The 15725-nt window shown below is 72.1% G+C and carries 14 protein-coding genes and 1 riboswitch; of the genes, 7 read left to right on the top strand and 7 right to left on the bottom strand.

The features are described 5' to 3' along the window. Positions 1-5: 5 nt before the first annotated feature. Genes ACYUED_RS04100 through ACYUED_RS04085 form a run of 4 tightly spaced genes read right to left on the bottom strand, consistent with a single transcriptional unit; the run spans position 6 to position 4008 of the window. Positions 6-911, bottom strand: coding sequence for a 5-dehydro-4-deoxyglucarate dehydratase (locus tag ACYUED_RS04100; protein ID WP_491290954.1), 906 nt, complete (start codon positions 909-911; stop codon positions 6-8). Positions 912-941: 30 nt separating this feature from the next. After that, positions 942-1895: a carbohydrate ABC transporter permease gene (locus ACYUED_RS04095; protein ID WP_491290953.1), complete on the bottom strand. Its 954-nt coding sequence runs from the start codon at positions 1893-1895 to the stop codon at positions 942-944. Then, a complete protein-coding gene (locus ACYUED_RS04090) occupies positions 1892-2797 on the bottom strand; it encodes a carbohydrate ABC transporter permease (RefSeq protein WP_491290952.1) in 906 nt (301 codons plus the stop codon). Before ACYUED_RS04090 ends, ACYUED_RS04095 begins: the two co-directional genes overlap by 4 nt. Continuing rightward, complete coding sequence (locus ACYUED_RS04085) at positions 2794-4008, bottom strand: ABC transporter substrate-binding protein (protein WP_491294123.1); 1215 nt, start codon at positions 4006-4008, stop codon at positions 2794-2796. Before ACYUED_RS04085 ends, ACYUED_RS04090 begins: the two co-directional genes overlap by 4 nt. A 155-nt stretch (positions 4009-4163) precedes the next feature. Here ACYUED_RS04085 and ACYUED_RS04080 point away from each other — a divergent pair, with 155 nt between their 5' ends. Beyond that, positions 4164-4535: a hypothetical protein gene (locus ACYUED_RS04080; protein WP_491290951.1), complete on the top strand. Its 372-nt coding sequence runs from the start codon at positions 4164-4166 to the stop codon at positions 4533-4535. A gap of 57 nt (positions 4536-4592) precedes the next feature. Here ACYUED_RS04080 and ACYUED_RS04075 read toward each other — a convergent pair whose 3' ends face one another. Next, a complete protein-coding gene (locus ACYUED_RS04075) occupies positions 4593-5996 on the bottom strand; it encodes a C40 family peptidase (protein WP_491290950.1) in 1404 nt (467 codons plus the stop codon). Positions 5997-6004: 8 nt separating this feature from the next. Continuing rightward, positions 6005-6179, bottom strand: a riboswitch (cyclic di-AMP (ydaO/yuaA leader). A gap of 232 nt (positions 6180-6411) precedes the next feature. Further along, the gene (locus ACYUED_RS04070) at positions 6412-6816 is read right to left on the bottom strand and encodes a DUF5997 family protein (protein ID WP_491290949.1); all 405 of its coding nucleotides are present in this window, start codon (positions 6814-6816) and stop codon (positions 6412-6414) included. Positions 6817-6874: 58 nt separating this feature from the next. Here ACYUED_RS04070 and ACYUED_RS04065 point away from each other — a divergent pair, with 58 nt between their 5' ends. The 4 genes from ACYUED_RS04065 to ACYUED_RS04050 all read left to right on the top strand — a co-directional run bounded on the left by ACYUED_RS04065 (position 6875) and on the right by ACYUED_RS04050 (position 10492). Beyond that, complete coding sequence (locus ACYUED_RS04065; RefSeq protein WP_491290948.1) at positions 6875-7636, top strand: LysR family substrate-binding domain-containing protein; 762 nt, start codon at positions 6875-6877, stop codon at positions 7634-7636. A gap of 105 nt (positions 7637-7741) precedes the next feature. After that, a complete protein-coding gene (locus ACYUED_RS04060) occupies positions 7742-8566 on the top strand; it encodes a hypothetical protein (RefSeq protein WP_491290947.1) in 825 nt (274 codons plus the stop codon). Positions 8567-8645: 79 nt separating this feature from the next. Beyond that, a complete protein-coding gene (locus ACYUED_RS04055; protein ID WP_491290946.1) occupies positions 8646-9683 on the top strand; it encodes a permease in 1038 nt (345 codons plus the stop codon). Next, positions 9680-10492, top strand: coding sequence for a TIGR03943 family putative permease subunit (locus tag ACYUED_RS04050; RefSeq protein ID WP_491290945.1), 813 nt, complete (start codon positions 9680-9682; stop codon positions 10490-10492). Before ACYUED_RS04055 ends, ACYUED_RS04050 begins: the two co-directional genes overlap by 4 nt. A gap of 72 nt (positions 10493-10564) precedes the next feature. Here ACYUED_RS04050 and ACYUED_RS04045 read toward each other — a convergent pair whose 3' ends face one another. Then, positions 10565-11497, bottom strand: a complete 933-nt coding sequence (locus tag ACYUED_RS04045; protein ID WP_491290944.1) for an alpha/beta fold hydrolase — start codon at positions 11495-11497, stop codon at positions 10565-10567. Between the two features lie 122 nt (positions 11498-11619). On the opposite strand from ACYUED_RS04045, the gene ACYUED_RS04040 reads away from it, so the two are divergent. Beyond that, the gene (locus tag ACYUED_RS04040) at positions 11620-14223 is read left to right on the top strand and encodes an ATP-binding protein (protein WP_491290943.1); all 2604 of its coding nucleotides are present in this window, start codon (positions 11620-11622) and stop codon (positions 14221-14223) included. A 106-nt stretch (positions 14224-14329) separates the two neighbouring features. Continuing rightward, positions 14330-15718, top strand: a complete 1389-nt coding sequence (locus ACYUED_RS04035; RefSeq protein ID WP_491290942.1) for an FAD-binding oxidoreductase — start codon at positions 14330-14332, stop codon at positions 15716-15718. Positions 15719-15725: the final 7 nt, after the last annotated feature.

Below are 15725 nucleotides of genomic sequence, written 5' to 3'. Positions count from 1 at the left end.
GGTGCTCATGCGCCCACTGCCTCCATACCGTGGTCGATCAGTTTCGCCAGCCGGGCCACATGCTCCGGCGTGGGGTCGAGCAGGGGCGCCCGTACGCCGCCGACGTCCAGGCCGCGGGTCACCCCGGCCTTGACGAGTGACACGGCGTATCCCGGGACCTCGTCGCGGAGTTCGACGAGGGGGCCGTAGAACTCGTCGAGGAGCGTGCAGACCAAGGCCTCGTCGTCCTTGGCGAGCGCGCTGTGGAAGGCCAGGGCGATCTCCGGCGCGAAGGCGAACACCGCGGAGGAGTACAGGTCGACACCGATGCCGCGGTAGGCGGGGGCCGTCATCTCCGCGGTGGGCAGGCCGTTGAAGAACTGGAAGCCCCCGGCGCCGGGTGCGGCGCGCACGGCCCGCACGATGCGGTGCATCCGCTCGATGTCGCCCAGGCCGTCCTTGAGGCCGGTGACCTTGGGCAGGGCGGCGATCTCGGCCGCGGTGGCCTCGGTCAGGCGGGCGGTGCCGCGCTGGTAGAAGATCACCGGCAGGTCGCTCGCCGCGGTGACCTCCTCGACGTACCGCACCAGGCCCCGTTGGGGAGCGCTCACCAGGTACGGCGGCAGCAGCAGGAGGCCGTCGGCGCCGGCCCGCTCGATACGGGCGGCCTGGTCCCGGGCGACCGGGGGCGGGCCACCGGCGGCGGCCAGTACGGGCACCCGGCCGCCGGTCACCTCGACCGCGACCCGCGTGGCGCGTTCGATCTCCTCGGACGTCAGCGCGTGGAACTCGCCGGTGCCGCAGGCGACGAACACGCCACCCGCGCCGGCCGCGACACCGGACTCGATGTGCCGCGCGAGCTGTGCCTCGTCCAGCGAGCCGTCCGTGGCGAACGGCGTGACCGGGAAGAACAGCACTCCTTGGAACTTCATGTCTCCCTCGTAACGTACGAGCTGTGGATGTCAGCCCTTGGTGGCCCCGGCGGCGATGCCGGTGACCAGCGAGCGCTGGAGGAGCAGATAGACGACCAGGCTGGGGACGAGCGCGATGACCGCACCGGCCAGCACCACCCCGGAGCCGACCTCGGGGTCGGTGCGCAGGACGGACAGGGCGACGGTGACCGTGTAGTCGGTGGGGTCCTTGGCGGCGATCAGGGGCAGCAGGTACTGGTCCCAGATCATGATGAAGCCGAGCACGCCGGCCACGCCGAGCGCGGGCTTGCACAGCGGCAGGACGACCTGCCACAGCATCCGCAGTTCGCCGACGCCGTCGATGCGGGCGGCCTCCTCGATCTCGGTGGGGATGTCCTTCATGAACTCGGTCAGCAGCATCACCGAGAAGCCCCAGGCGCCGAGCGGCAGGATCACCGCCCAGACGGTGCCCTTCAAGTCCAGCCCCACGACCGGGACATGGCCGAGGACCAGGGACAGCGGGATGGCGATGACCTCCTCCGGGAGCATCATCGTCAGCATGAACAGGGTCAGGACCAGGGCCTGGCCGCGGAAGCGGTGCCGGGCCAGGGCGTACGCGGCGAGCACCGAGACCGCCAGCTGCAGCAGCAGCCCGCCGCCCGCGATGACCAACGAGTTGGTGAAGTAGTCCCAGATGCCGCGCTCGCCCGCCACCCGCATGTTCAGCAGCGTGGGATGGTGCGGGAGGAAGGACAGCGACGAACCGCTGGGATTCGTGCTGAAGGCGCCCGCGATGATGGTCAGGAACGGAGCCGCGAAGATCGCCAGGGCTGTCACGCAGAGCAGCACCCGCAGGGCCATGCCCAGGCCCGGCCTGTCGCTCCAGCCGAGGGCGGTGTCGAACCGGGCCGGGGTGGTTCGGGCCTGCTTGCCGCCCCGCCCAGCGGGGGAGACGGCGACCTCGTCGGACGGAGTGCGGACGGGGTCGAGGGCGGGTGCGCTCATCGCACGTCTCCCCTCTTGCGGAAGTAGTTGACCGTGACGGTGAGCAGCAGCGTCACGCAGAGCAGCACGACGGAGGCCGCGGAGGCGCCGCCCAGGTCGTTACGGGTGAATCCCAGGGTGTAGGCGCGGGTCATCCAGACATCGGTGGAACCGGCCGGGCCGCCGCCGGTGAGGACGTACACCTCGGTGAACACGCGCAGCCCGCGGATGGCGGCCAGCGTGAGGACGACGCCCAGGGCGGGGCGGATCGCGGGGAGGGTGATGTACCGCAGGCGCTGCCACAGTGAGACGCCGTCCATCGCGGCCGCCTCGTACAGGGAACGGTCCACGCCGGCGAGTCCGGCGAGGATGATCACCATGTTGTACGGGGCCGCCATCCAGATGCCCATGGCCATGGTCGCCCACAGCGCGGTGTTGGGGTTGTCCAGGAAGGGGACGGGACCGATGCCGAGGAAGCCGAGTGCGCTGTTGACCAGGCCGTCGGAGGTCGGGTAGTACATCAGCCGCCACAGCTCGCCGACGACCGCGGTCGCGGTGACGACGGGCAGGAACACGGCCGTACGCATGATCTTCAGCGAGCGTGCCTGGCCCTCCAGGAGCAGGGCGAGCAGGAATCCCACGAGGATCGCGCCGAGCGAGATGCCGACGCCGAGGACGAGGGTGTGGCCGATCGCGTCCTGGAAGCGGTGGTCGCTCAGGACGCGCGTGTAGTTGTCGAGGCCCACCCACTTGTCGCCGAGGAAGGGCCGCACCTTGAAGAAGCTGAGCCAGATGCCCTTGCCCATCGGCAGGAACTTGAAGACGAGGGCGAGCAGCAGCCCCGGGGCCAGGAACAGCCAGGGGAGGACGGCCTTCTTGTTCGGCCCTCTGCGCCGTGCGGGCGCGGTCACGGTAGCGGTCATTTCAAAAGGTCCTGGTCCTTGAGGTCACCGGCGAGGGTTTCGTTGAGCTCCTTCAGGCCTGAGCGGACGTCACTGCCGCAGTACGTGAACAGGGCGTTGAGGCTGTCCGCGGTGTCCTGCTTGATCGGGGCGAAGTCGGGCGCGTTGGGGAACTGCTGGGACGCCGTCTCGTACGCCTTCTGTACGACGCTCCACCGCGCGTCGCCCCGCGCCTTGGCCGCGTCCAGCGTGGAGTTGGTGGGGATGCGCACGACGGGCTGGTGGCCGTCGACGCTGGTCATGCCGATCTTCTGGCCCTCGGCGGAGACCAGGAACGCGGCAAGTTCCCGCTCCTGGTGGCTCTTTCCGGTCCGGGCCCCGAAGTAGACGTTCTCGCCCTCGGCCAGCACGTCGGAACCCGCCGGGCCGGCCGGGGCGGGCACGACCTCGTACGTGTTCCTGCCGGGCGTCGTGTCGAAGCTGGTGATGTTGTACGGGCCGGTCATGTACATACCGGCGTTGCCGTCCTGGAAGTTGGTGGCGGTGCCGGTGACCGCACTGACGGCGCCCGGCTGGAGGACACCCCGGGCGCCGCAGAAGAGGTTGTCCTTCATCCAGGTGACGGTTCGTACGGCGGCCGCCGAGTCCATCGAGGGGCGGTAACGGCCCTTGCCGGCCGGCTCGATGATCTGCGCGCCGCCCTGCCACAGGAAGCCGGCACCCCACCAGGCGGCATAGCCGTTCATGGCGCTGCCCGGCGCGACGATGCCGTAGGTGTCCTTCTTGCCGTCCCCGTCGGGGTCGCGGTCGGCGAAGGCCTTGGCGACGTCGAGCATCTGCTGCCAGGTCGTCGGTGCCTTCAGGCCGAGCTTCTTCAGCCAGTCCTTGCGGATCATCAGGGTCATCGCCTGGCGGGAGTACGGGATGCCGTAGTGCTTGCCGTCCAGGCCCACGGTGGAGGACCACGACTTGGCGCTGATCTGGTCGTGGCCCGCGATCGAGTCGGGGTCGATCGGCTTGAGCAGCCCCTGGCTCTGGTAACTGCCCATCAGAGCCGTGTCGTTGATCAGGACGTCGGGCAGGTCCTTGGTGGAGGCCCGCGCCTGGAGCTGCTGGTCGAAGTTGACGACCGGCTGGTGGTCGATCTTGATGCCGGTCTTCTTGGTGAAGGCGGCGAAGACACGGTCGTAGGTGGCGGCCGAGTCCGGATCGCTCCGGGTCCACACCTCCAGCGTGTTCGGGTCGCCGGAACCGGCGCTGCCGGACCCGGAGCCACAGGCGGCCGTCCCGAACGCGAGCCCCGTGGCGGACGGGCCGCGGCATCACCCGCGCCTGCTCGGAGGGTTCGCGCGACGGGCCGTCCGGGCCGCGAGGGTCACCTTCCGGCGTGCGCGTTTCGGGCATCACCGTCCGCCTCGACGACGATCCCGGTCAGGAGGCGACCCGGCGCATGGCCGAGGGCATCGCGGACATCGCCGCCACCCACGTGATGGGCCCGCAGCACGACCTGCGGGTCGAGTGCGCCGTCGTCATCCCGGTGGCCGCGATCGTCCCGTGTGCTCATCCGCTCGGGCTCGGCCCGGCGGGCACCGGTCGGCGTGAACTCTTCGACGTCGGCGTCCGGTGGGCAGGGGGCTCCCGGTCCGCCCGGGGCTGGTCCGCGACGGGCTCGCCCCGCAGTAAGAGCTCGTACGCTCACTCGGTCTTCCGGCAGTGCGCGGCACAGGTCCGGGCGGTGCGCGGCCGCCGACTTCCGTGAGCGGCCGCGCACTTCACCGGACTGCTGGTGTCTCGACTCGACCGGTGTTCCTGACCCTCACGCCGGACGCACGGCGATCCGGATCGCGGCCTCCCCGGCGTTGTGGATCGACTCCTCGCGGATGACCGAGCCCGGACCGGGGGCGTGGATCATCAGGCCGTTGCCGGTGTAGACGCCGACGTGGCTGAAGTTGTCGTGGAAGAAGATCAGGTCCCCGGGGCGGCTCTCGGCGAGCGGGATCACGGTGCCGGTGTTCGCCTGCTCGTGCGGGGTGCGCGGCAGGGCGACCCCCGCGGCCTTCCAGGAGGCCTGGGTGAGACCGGCGTTGTCGTACGACTCCGGCCCGACCGCACCCCACAGGCACGGCCTGCCGATCTGCGCACGGGCGAACGCGACGGCCCGGTCGGCCTTGGTGCCGACGGGCGTCTCGACGACGGGGACACCGGTGTCGAGCACGGAAGGCTGCATCCGCCAGTCCGGGGCGGCGGGTGCGCCGGTGTCGAGTGCCGGGGGCTGCATCCGCCAGTCCTCGGCCGCGGGGACGCCGGTGTCGAGGACGGACGGCTGGAGTCGCCAGTCCCCGGCCGGCGGCACGCCCGTGTCGAGTACGGACGGCTGCCGCAGTCGCCATGCCTCCTCGGTCGCGCGCAGCGCCTGCTCCTCCCAGGGGGCGGGAACCTGGGGGAGTTGGGGCAGTGGGAGCGGCTGGGACTGGACGGCCATCAGCGGCGCCACGGAGGTCTGCCGGGCGGTGTACCTGTACAGCAGCTCGCTGGCCGCCGCGATCTTGCGCTGGTTGTGCTGCTTGGAGCTGCGCAGCGACGCCTGCTTCGACTCGGGAGCGGCAGCGGGCGGGGCCGTGGAGGATTCCTGCCGCTGTGCCGGTACGGCGGGCAGTGCCGCCGTGGGTGCGGCCGTCAACTCGGCCACCGGACCCGGCTCGGTCTGACCGGCGGGCAGTTCGAGCGCGGGCCGGGCGGCCGGCTCCAGCCCGCGGCCGGTACGGGTCTCGGGCGCCGGTGCCGCCGCGCGCTCGGGCCGGGGCCCCGCCGGGCGGGCCGGCGTGCGCCGGGTGGGCGTGCGGTCGGCCGGCAGGACGGCCGGGGCCGTCGGGCCCAGTGATGAGCGCGCCCCGGCGAACCACTGCCGGGTGATGTCGTCCATCTCGGGATCCGACGTCCGGGTCCGGCCACCGCTCGCCGGGGCGCCGCGGCCCCGCGAACCCGCCGACTGCGCCCGGGTGATGTTGTGGAGGCCGGTGTCGGACTCGGCCTGGTCGTAGAGGCTGCTCACCCGCTGCAGGACGTCTTCGCGGCTGGGGCCCTCGTCCGCCGTCATCGGTGCGGCGTCGGCGGTCTGCGAGAACAGGGCCACCGAGGTGAGGGCGGCGGTCGCGAGAGCGGAGTTGCGCATACCGGGAAGGCCGAAGCCTCCTGGACGCGACGATCGTTCCGGCGCCATGGGAGCCGTACTCCTTCCGTGCTCCGCCTACCGAGTTAGCTGTCGGGTTCGGGCGGTCGTCTCCGGAAGGCATGCCCTACGGCCCTTGCCCTTGCGGGCGGTTGGGCCGATTCACCCCATCGTTCGGTCGGGTCCCCGGCTCCGGCTGCCACGGGGGCGCACCGGACTCGGCGGAGGCCGCGCGTCCCGACGGGGTTCGCCGGTGGGTCTCGTGCGGCCTGCTGCCAAACTAGCCAACTTGTGCGACTCGTGTGAAGGTTGGAGGCCGGAATGTCCGATACGCTTTTGTGACCTTTGTCGTGACGTTCCGTCAGATCCGAGTGTTGTGCACGCAGGGAATCCGGACGGCGACGGAACGTCGCGGGCTGGCGGGTGTCGCGGAAGGACTACGGCGTCAGGAGCAAGGCGTCAGGAGTCAGGAACGCGGGTCGTCGCTCCGCTGCTCGCGCTCGGCGTTCCGCTTCTTGATGCGCGCCCCCTCCTTGCGGACCTCGGCCTGGGTGGCACGCTCCTTCTGCAGCCACTCGGGCTGTTCCTGCTTCAGCGCGTCGATCTGGTCCGTGGTGAGCGGCTCGGTGACCCCGCCGCGCGCGAGGCCCGCGATGGAGACGCCGAGCTTCGCCGCGACCACCGGACGCGGGTGCGGCCCGTTGGCCCGCAGCTCGCGCAGCCACTCGGGCGGCTCGGCCTGGAGCTGGTCGAGCTGGGCGCGTGAGACGACACCCTCACGGAACTCGGCGGGGGTGGCCTCGAGGTACACACCCAGCTTCTTCGCCGCGGTCGCGGGCTTCATCGTCTGGGTGGTCTGGTGCGACATCATGGTGCCCAGGGTATCGAGCGCGTTCGAGACCTCCGACCACGGCCGGTAGCCTGGCGGGGTGACAGGCACGGAAGCATCCCAGACGTTCCGGCTCGCGTACGTCCCGGGAGCGACGCCCGCCAAGTGGGTGCGGATCTGGAACGAGCGCCTGCCCGACATTCCGCTGACCCTCCTCGCCGTACCGGCCGCCGAGGCGTCCGAGGTGCTGCGCGCCGGTGACGCCGACGCGGGACTCCTGCGCCTGCCGGTGGACCGTACGTTCTTCAGCGCCATCCCCCTCTACACCGAGACGACGGTCGTCATGGTCCCCAAGGGCCACCTGATCACCGCGGCGGACGAGGTGAGCGTCGAGGACCTCGCGGAGGAGGTCGTCCTCCATCCGCTCGACGATGTCTTCGACTGGGACCGGCCGCCGGGAGAGCCCGCCTTCGAGCGCCCCGCCACCACGGAGGACGCCGTCGAACTCGTGGCGGCGGGCATCGGCCTCCTGATCGTCCCCCAGTCGCTGGCCCGCCTCCACCACCGCAGAGACCTCACCTACCGGCCGCTCGTGGACGGCCCCGGGTCGGGCGTCGCCCTGGCCTGGCCCGAGGAGGCGACCACGGACATGGTCGAGGACTTCATCGGCATCGTCCGCGGCCGCACGGTCAACAGCTCCCGGGGCCGCACGGCACCTGCGCCGGAGTCCCAGGGCAAGGCGGGCGACACGGCCGCCGCCCGGCGCAAGCCCACGGCCGCCAAGACGACCGGACGGAACCCTCGGGGTGGATCCGTCGTCTCCAAGGGCGCCAAGCGCAGGAAGCCTCGCCGCCGGGCGTAGCCCCGGAGGAGTGGTCTCGCCTGTGCGGCGTGGGCCACTTCTACCAGGTCAGGGGGCGTTTTGCTTCGCAGGAGGATGCGGTGCATCGGCGGTGTCGCGGACAGTGTGCGCGCTGCCGGACTGTCGTACGCCCGGGCAGACCGTTCCGGGCAGGGGCGGCTGCGTCGCGAAGCCTGGCGGGTGGCCGTATTCCTCGGGCGCACGCTGCGGGGCGAGTGGAACGGCATCGTGGTCGATCCCGTGCGGCAACTCCGAAGGCGCGGGCTGCCCGCGCTGTCCCTCGCGTTCGTGGCCGCCTTCGGCGTCATCTTCTTCCATGCGCTGGCGCAACGGCCGACCGGTGCCGTGGTGGTCCGGATCCTCGGCGGCGTCAAGGCCGACCTGCCGTGGTGGCTGGCCCTGCTGCGCACGCCGGTCTCGCTGTACGTCCCGGCCCTGGATCTGCCCGTGTGGGCGGGGATCACGCAGTTGTTCCTCGCGTTCGCGCTCGCCGAACTCGCACTCGGCCGGGCCAGGACGCTCGCCGTCGCGTACGCGACCACGCTGGCCGGCACCCTCATGGTGCGCGTGATGATCGCGCTCGGCCCCGGCTGGGGTGGGCTGGGCCTGTCGCGTGAGGTCGGGCAGGTGCTGGACACCGGACCCTCCGCAGCTGTCGTGGGCCTGTTCACCTACGTCGCCGTCGTCCGCCGCGCTCCCATCGTGTTCACGCTCACCGGTGGGTCCATGGTGTGGGAGTCGATCGCCGTACCCAACCTGGCCGGCCGGGAGCACCTGATAGCGGTCGGCGCCGCGATCGTCCTCGCGCTGTTCCACGGGCGCGGCCGCAAGCGGCCATCCGGCGAAGTCGCCGTGCCGGTCCTCCGGCACAAGGTGCCGAAGGCGACGTCCCAGCGCCGGTCCTCGGACGATCACATCGCGGTCGGTTGAACGCCGGGCGGCGTGTGCGCACCGTGCGGGGAGGAGGTCTGGCTTATCTTCGCCACGGAATCCGACATCCGGAGTAAAAATGCAAAAAACGGATGAACTGGTTGATGTGGCGCCCCCCTCAGTGATCGTCGCGCCGCCGGACGCCCACCCGAGACGGCACTTCACCCGATGGCCCCTGTCCGTCGGCATCGCCACGTCGGCCGGTCTGGTGGCGGTGCTCGTGCTCACCGGCGGCGGGTGGCTGAACCAGCCCGCTGTCGCGGCCTGGCGCACGGTCTGTCTGGCCATCACCGTCCAGGCGCTGCCCTTCCTTCTCCTGGGTACGGCCCTGTCGGGGGCGATCAACGCCTTCGTACCGGCCGACCTGTTCACCAGGATCCTGCCCAGGCGCCCCGCACTCGCCGTCCCCGTGGCCGGCGTCGCGGGCGTCGTGCTGCCGGGCTGCGAATGCGCCTCGGTGCCGGTCGCGGACAGTCTGATCCGCCGCGGCGTCAACCCGGCCGCCGCCTTCGCCTTCCTCCTCTCCGCTCCCGCGATCAATCCGATCGTGCTCACCGCAACAGCCGTCGCCTTCCCGGGAAACCCCGCCATGGTCGCCGCCCGACTGGTCGCCTCCCTTCTCACCGCGGCCGCGATGGGCTGGCTGTGGCTCTGGTTGGGACGCGAGGAATGGCTGCGCCCCGCTGTCCGGCACACCGGGCACCGGCCGGGTCACAGCCGCTGGAAGGAGTTCCGCCTCGGCTTCCGGCACGACTTCCTGCACGCCGGGGGCTTCCTGGTGCTGGGCGCCATGGCCGCGGCCACGTTCAACGTGGCGGTACCGGGCTCGGTCCTCGGCACCTTCTCCGGCTCGCCCTGGCTGTCGGTGCTCTTCCTGGCCGGTCTCGCCGTCCTGCTCGCCGTCTGCTCGGAGGCGGACGCCTTCGTCGCAGCCTCGCTCACCGGCTTCTCGCCCACCGCTCGCCTGGCCTTCATGGTGGTCGGGCCGATGGTCGACCTGAAGCTGATCGCCCTTCAGACGGGCACGTTCGGCCGGGCCTTCGCACTCCGCTTCTCCACCGCGACGACGGCCGTCGCCGTCGTCGCGAGCGTCCTGATCGGAGGCGCGCTGCTGTGAAGCGCCACGTACAAGTACTCCTGCTCGTCCTGACCGGCCTGGGACTGCTGCACACCGCCCTGTTCAGCGACCTCTGCCTGCGCTACGTCAAGGAGGGTCTGCGTCCCCTGCTCATCGCCTCCGGCGTACTGCTCCTGCTGCTGGGCCTCGCGGGAGCCGCGCTCGACCACATGGACCCGGAACACGACGACCAGGGACGCAACCACGACCACCACCAGGACCGCGACCGTAACCACGAGCACGACCTCAACCACGAAGACGACCACAGGCCCGAACACGATCACGGGCACGACCACTCCACCGCCCCCCGCATCGCCTGGCTGCTGTTCCTGCCCGCGCTCAGCCTGCTCTTCTACGCTCCGCCCGCCCTCGGCGCGTACACGGCCGCGCACGCGAACAACAAGGCCGTGAAGCAGGAGCAGCGGTTCGACCCGCTGCCCGCGACCACACCCCTGCCGCTGACCCTCACGGACTTCACCGCCCGGGTCCAGCAGGACCGGGAACAGGCCATCAGGGGCCGCAGCATCAGCATGACCGGTTTCGTCACCCCGGCAGGACCGGGCGGCGGCTGGTACCTGACCCGGATCATCTTCACCTGCTGCGCTGCCGACTCCCAGTCGGTCAAGGTGCGGATGTACGGGACTCCCGCGCCGCGCGCCAACACCTGGCTGGCCGTCACCGGAAGCTGGCACCCGCGCGGCACGCTCGGCACGAAGTCCGCGACGGCGGCCCTCGACATCCACCGCACCGAGCGCATCTCGCCGCCCGTCAACGCGTTCACCGACGACCTTCCGCTGACTCCTTCGTGACGAGGGCCCTGGTACGCCCGGTGTCTCCACGTGCACCCGGCGAACGGCCCGCTCGCGTCCCGCCGTAGGGCGTCACATGGTTGCCCCTGGCCGGCCCTGCTCGCCCTCGGGCGGCGTGGTCCGCGTCCGAGACGCATGCGTGGAGCGGACGAACTCCCGGATGACGCGGGCCAGTTCCGTCGGCCGGTCCAGGGGGAGCAGCGTGTACCCGTCGTCCACCTCGACCAGCCGCCCCTGGGGCAGCAGTGCGGCGAGGCGCCGGCCGTGCTCGGGCGGCATCACCCGGTCCTCACTCGCCCAGACGATCAGGGCGGGCCGGTCGAAGAGCGGCAGGCGCTCTGCCGTGGCTTCCAGCAGGCGACGGGTCGCCCGGTCCGCCGTACGCAACAGGCGTACGGCGTCCCGGCGGATCCCCGGTTGGCCCAGAACCGGCCGCATCCAGCGCGCGCAGGCCGCGTCACCCCGCTTGGTCAGCCAACCGAACGCGATCGGCAGACGGCGCACGAACCGCACTCTCATCTGCTGCATGAACAGCCCGAACAGACGCGGCGAGAGACGACCGCCGGCCACCAGGACCCGCCCGGTCAGGCCCGGCGGGAAGTTGTCGAAAGCGTCGCAGGACACGAGCACCGCCCGCCCCACGCGGTCCTCGCCTTCGGCCATGACGAACTGCACGAGGGCACCACCCGTGTCGTTCCCGACCAGGGTGACCTCCCGCAGGTCCAGCCGGTCGAGGAACTCGACGACGAGCCGCGCCACCGCGGGCAGCGACAGCTCAGCGTCGGCGCGCATCGGGTGGCGGTGCGCTCCCAGGGGCAGGGTCGGAGCGACACACCGGTGGTCGGCGGACAGGTCGGCCATCGGCCCCTGCCACAGCGAGGCGTCCATCATCAGGCCGTGCAGCAGCACCAGTACGGGACCGTCGCCGCCGGTGTCCTCGTACGCGATCGTGCCGGCGGAGAGTTTGATCTCGCAGGTGTCCGCGGTCCGGGTACCGGTGTCCATGGAAGGCCTCCCGTACGTGTTCGCCAGGTGTCAGCACTCAAGAGGGTCCAGGAGCCCCGGAGTGTGACATCGTCCGGCGGCACGCGTCGTCGTGGCGCGTCGCCGGTGGCAGAATCGGCGGCGTGGACCGGGGGATCCTCGAGCGCGAGCCCGAGCTGGAACAGCTGGCCACGGCCGCACAGGAGGCGGCGGACGGGGCCGGTTCGGTGGTGCTTGTCTTCGGCGAGGCCGGGATAGGCAAGTCGAGCCTGGTCAGAGCCATGCCCGAGCATCTGCCCGGGGAGGCCCGGGTGCTCGTCGGACAGTGCGACGACCTCGCCACCCGGCGGCCCCTCGGCCCGTTCCGCGACCTCGTCGGCAGCGTCGGCGCCGAGCTGGCCCGCGCCGTCACCGAGGGCGGCGACCGGCACCGCGTCTACGAGGCCCTGCACGGCGAGCTTGCCGTGACCCCGCATCCGGCGGTACTCGTCGTCGAGGACGTGCACTGGGCCGACGAGGCCTCCCTGGACGCCCTGCGCTTCCTTGTACGGCGTATGGAACAGCTGCCCGCCCTGCTGGTCCTCACCTACCGCGACGACGAGCTGAGCCGCGGACATCCCCTGCGCCACCTCCTCGGCCAGGTCTCCCGCGCTCCACGCGTGCACCGCCTGCCCCTGGCCCGGCTGTCCCTGGACGCGGTCCGCACGCTCAGCGCCACCGGCCGCCTCGACCCGGCCCAGGTGTACGAGGTGACGTCGGGCAATCCCTTCTTCGTCGCCGAGGTCGTCGCCGCCGGCGGCACCGGGGGAGTGCCCCCGACCGTCGTCGAAGCCGTGCTCGCCCGGCTGCGGGGACTGGAGCCGGCCACCGTGGACGCGCTGGAGCAGCTTGCCGTCGTCCCCTCGGCCGTGGAACGTCCGCTGGTCGACGCGCTGCTCAACGGCGGGGTCGCCGTCCTCGCGGCGGCCGAGCAGCGCGGGCTGCTGGCCGTCGCGCCGGAGCGGGTGGCGTTCCGGCACGAGCTGATCCGGCGGGCGGTCGCCGACGCCGTGCCCGCGGCCCGGCGCATCGAGCTCAACCGCACCGTCCTCGCGGCTCTCACCGCCCGGCCCGGCTCCGACGCGGCCCGCGTGGTCCACCACGCCGCCCAGGCCGGCGACCAGGACGCCATCGCCCGCTACGGCCCCGACGCGGCCCGGGACGCCGCCTCGGCAGGCGCCCACCGCGAGGCCGCCGCCCAGCTGCGGCTCGTCCTGCGGCAACGGCACCGCTACGCCCCTGCCGACCTCGCCGACCTGCTCGAACGCTATGCCGTGGAGACCTACACCATCGCCGACTCGGCCGCCGCCGTCACCGCCGAGCGGGAGGCGGTCGCCCTGCGCCGCTCCCTCGGCGACACCCTCGCGCTCGGCGCCGATCTGCGCTGGCTGTCCCGGATCCACTGGTGGGCCGGGGACGCCGACGAGGCGCAGGAGGCCGCCCGCGAGGCCGTCGCCGTCCTTGAGCACGCCGGCGACGACCGGCTGCTGGCGCTCGCCGTCAGCAACATCGCCCAGCTGAGGATGCTGGCCGACCGCTACCCCGAAGCCGTCGAGCACGCCGAGCGCGCCATCGTGCTCGCCCAGAAGACCGAGGACGCGGGGATCCTCTCGCACGCCCTCAACAACCAGGGCACGGCCCGCTGGCGGGGCGGCGACCCCGGCGGGCGGCGCCAGCTGGAGGAGAGCCTTGAGGTCGCCCTCGACGCCGGCGAGGTCGAGCACGCCTGCCGCGCCTACGCCAACCTCATCTGGACCCTGCTCGACACCCTGCAGTTCACCGAGGCCGACCGCTTCCTGACGCCGGCCATGGACCTGGCCGACCGAGCCGAACACCTCGGCTTCCTCACCTACCTCCACGTCGAGCTGGCCATACGCCGGCTCGCCGCCGCCGACTGGGAGGAGGCCGAGCGGCACGCCGAGTTCGGCATCCACGACTTCCTGCCCGCGCGCTGCCCGGCCCTGACCGTCCTGGCCCGGGTGCGCACCCGCTGCGGCCGCCCCGGCGCCGACGAGCTCCTCGCCGAGGCCCGGGAGATCGCCGTACGCACCCGGGAACTCCAGCGCACCGGCCCCGTGGCGGCCGCGCTGGCGGAGGCGGCCTGGCTGCGCGGGGACCTCGACGCCGTGGTGGAGGCCGTGGCCCCCTTCCACGCGCAGGCCCGCGACCTCGCCGTCGTTCCCCATCGCGCCGAGCTCGGCTACTGGCTCACCAAGGCCGGGCACCCCCCGTTCCCGGCGGACGACTCGGGGCATCCGTACGCGCTGCAGGCACGCGGGCAGTGGCGGCGCGCCGCGGCTCTCTGGCACACGGCGGGCTGCCCGTACGAGTACGCCATCGCGCTCGCGGAGAGTCCGGAGCCCGCCGACAAGCTCTCCGCCCTCGCCCGGCTCGACGCCCTGGGTGCCGAGCCGTCGGCCCACCTGCTCCGCACCGAGCTGCGCGGGCTCGGCGTGCGCCACGTCCCGCGCGGCCCCGTCGCCGCCACCCGAGGCAACCCCGCCGGCCTCACCGACCGCCAGTTGCAGGTCATGCGGCTGCTGGCGCAGGGCCTGACCAACGGTGAGATCGCCGACCGGCTCGTGGTCTCCGTCCGTACCGTCGACAACCACGTCCGCGCGGTCCTCGACAAGCTGGACGCGCCCACGCGACGCCACGCCGCCGTCCGCGCGACGGAACTCGGACTGCTCGCCGACCGCGAAACGTAGGTATCCGCGGGCCCGAGCTGGGTGACACCCACGGATGACCGGGCCGGTGCTACCCGAGTAGAACGTACAGATCGACCTGTCTCCTAAAAAAACGGGGGAAATCCGTATGTCCAGTACACCGGCCCTGGCGGCACGCAACGAACTGGCCGACTTCTCCGGAGAACTGATCGGACCCGAGGACTCCGGCTACGAACAGGCCCGCCCCGTCTACAACGCCATGATCGACCGGCGCCCCGCCCTCCTCGCACGCTGCGCCGACGCGGACGCCGTCGCCCGCGTGATCGGCTTCGCCCGGGCGCACGACCTGCCCCTCGCCGTCCGCGGCGGCGGCCACCACGGTGCCGGTCTCGGCACCGTCGACGGCGGCGTCGTGGCCGACCTGTCACCCATGAAGGACATCCACGTCGACCCTGCCGCCCGCACCGTCCGGGTCGGCGGCGGCTGCGTGTGGGGCGAGGTGGACCGTGCCACCAACCCGCACGGCCTCGCTACCCCCAGCGGCATCGTGTCCACCACCGGCGTCGGCGGCCTCTCCCTCGGCGGCGGCCTGGGCCACCTGACCCGCAGGTGCGGCCTGACCATCGACAACATCCTCGCCGCCGACGTCGTCCTGGCCGACGGACAGCAGGTGCGCGCGAGCGCCGACGAGAACTCCGACCTGTTCTGGGCGATCCGCGGAGGAGGCGGCAACTTCGGCGTCGTCACCTCGTTCGAGTTCCGGCTGCACGAGGTCGGCACGGTCGTCGCGGGCCCGACCTTCTGGCCCGTCGAGGTCAGCCCCGAAGTCCTCAGCGCCTACCGGGACTTCCTCCCGAACGCCCCCCGCGAGCTCAACGCCTTCTTCCTGCACGGCACCGTCCCGCCGGCCCCGCCGTTCCCCGAGGACATCCAGATGCGCAAGACGGCCGGCGTCGTCTGGTGCTACACCGGAGACGACACCGAGGCCGCCGCACGCGAGATGGCCCCGCTGCTCGACGCCCTGCCGACGCCGATGCTGCACGCGGTCGGCCCGATGCCCCACCCCGACCTGCAGGGCATGTTCGACGGGCTCTACCCCCCGGGCCACCAGTGGTACTGGCGCGCCGACTTCGTCAACGAGATCCCGGACGAGGCCGTCGAACTCCACGCCAAGTTCGGCGCCGAGGCGCCGACGGTCCAGTCGACCATGCACCTGTACCCGATCGACGGCGCCGCCCACGACGTGGGCCCCGACGAGACCCCCTGGGCCTACCGCGGCGCCCAGTGGTCCACCGTCTACGCCGGTGTCGACCCCGACCCGGCCAACGCGGACCTCGTCAAGCGGTGGACCGTCGACTACTTCGAGGCCCTGCACCCGTACTCGGCGGGCGGCGCCTACGTGAACATGATGATGGACGAGGGCCAGGACCGCGTCCGCGCCAGCTACGGCGGCAACTACGACCGCCTGGCCAGGGTCAAGGCCGACCGCGACCCGGACAACGTGTTCCGCCTCAACCAGAACATCCGGCCGAGCTGACCGGAAC

This window comes from Streptomyces sp. DF42 (assembly GCF_058267695.1).
This window is presented reverse-complemented; position numbering and strand designations above follow the sequence as displayed.

What these genes read in the sequence shown, in the direction of transcription:
- ACYUED_RS04095 (WP_491290953.1), bottom strand. Translation starts at nt 1,895, where the DNA reads ATGAGCGCACCCGCCCTCGACCCCGTCCGCACTCCGTCCGACGAGGTC.
- ACYUED_RS04090 (WP_491290952.1), bottom strand. Translation starts at nt 2,797, where the DNA reads ATGACCGCTACCGTGACCGCGCCCGCACGGCGCAGAGGGCCGAACAAG.
- ACYUED_RS04075 (WP_491290950.1), bottom strand. Translation starts at nt 5,996, where the DNA reads ATGGCGCCGGAACGATCGTCGCGTCCAGGAGGCTTCGGCCTTCCCGGT.
- ACYUED_RS04035 (WP_491290942.1), top strand. Translation starts at nt 14,330, where the DNA reads ATGTCCAGTACACCGGCCCTGGCGGCACGCAACGAACTGGCCGACTTC.
- ACYUED_RS04100 (WP_491290954.1), bottom strand. Translation starts at nt 911, where the DNA reads ATGAAGTTCCAAGGAGTGCTGTTCTTCCCGGTCACGCCGTTCGCCACG.
- ACYUED_RS04070 (WP_491290949.1), bottom strand. Translation starts at nt 6,816, where the DNA reads ATGATGTCGCACCAGACCACCCAGACGATGAAGCCCGCGACCGCGGCG.
- ACYUED_RS04045 (WP_491290944.1), bottom strand. Translation starts at nt 11,497, where the DNA reads ATGGACACCGGTACCCGGACCGCGGACACCTGCGAGATCAAACTCTCC.
- ACYUED_RS04055 (WP_491290946.1), top strand. Translation starts at nt 8,646, where the DNA reads ATGCAAAAAACGGATGAACTGGTTGATGTGGCGCCCCCCTCAGTGATC.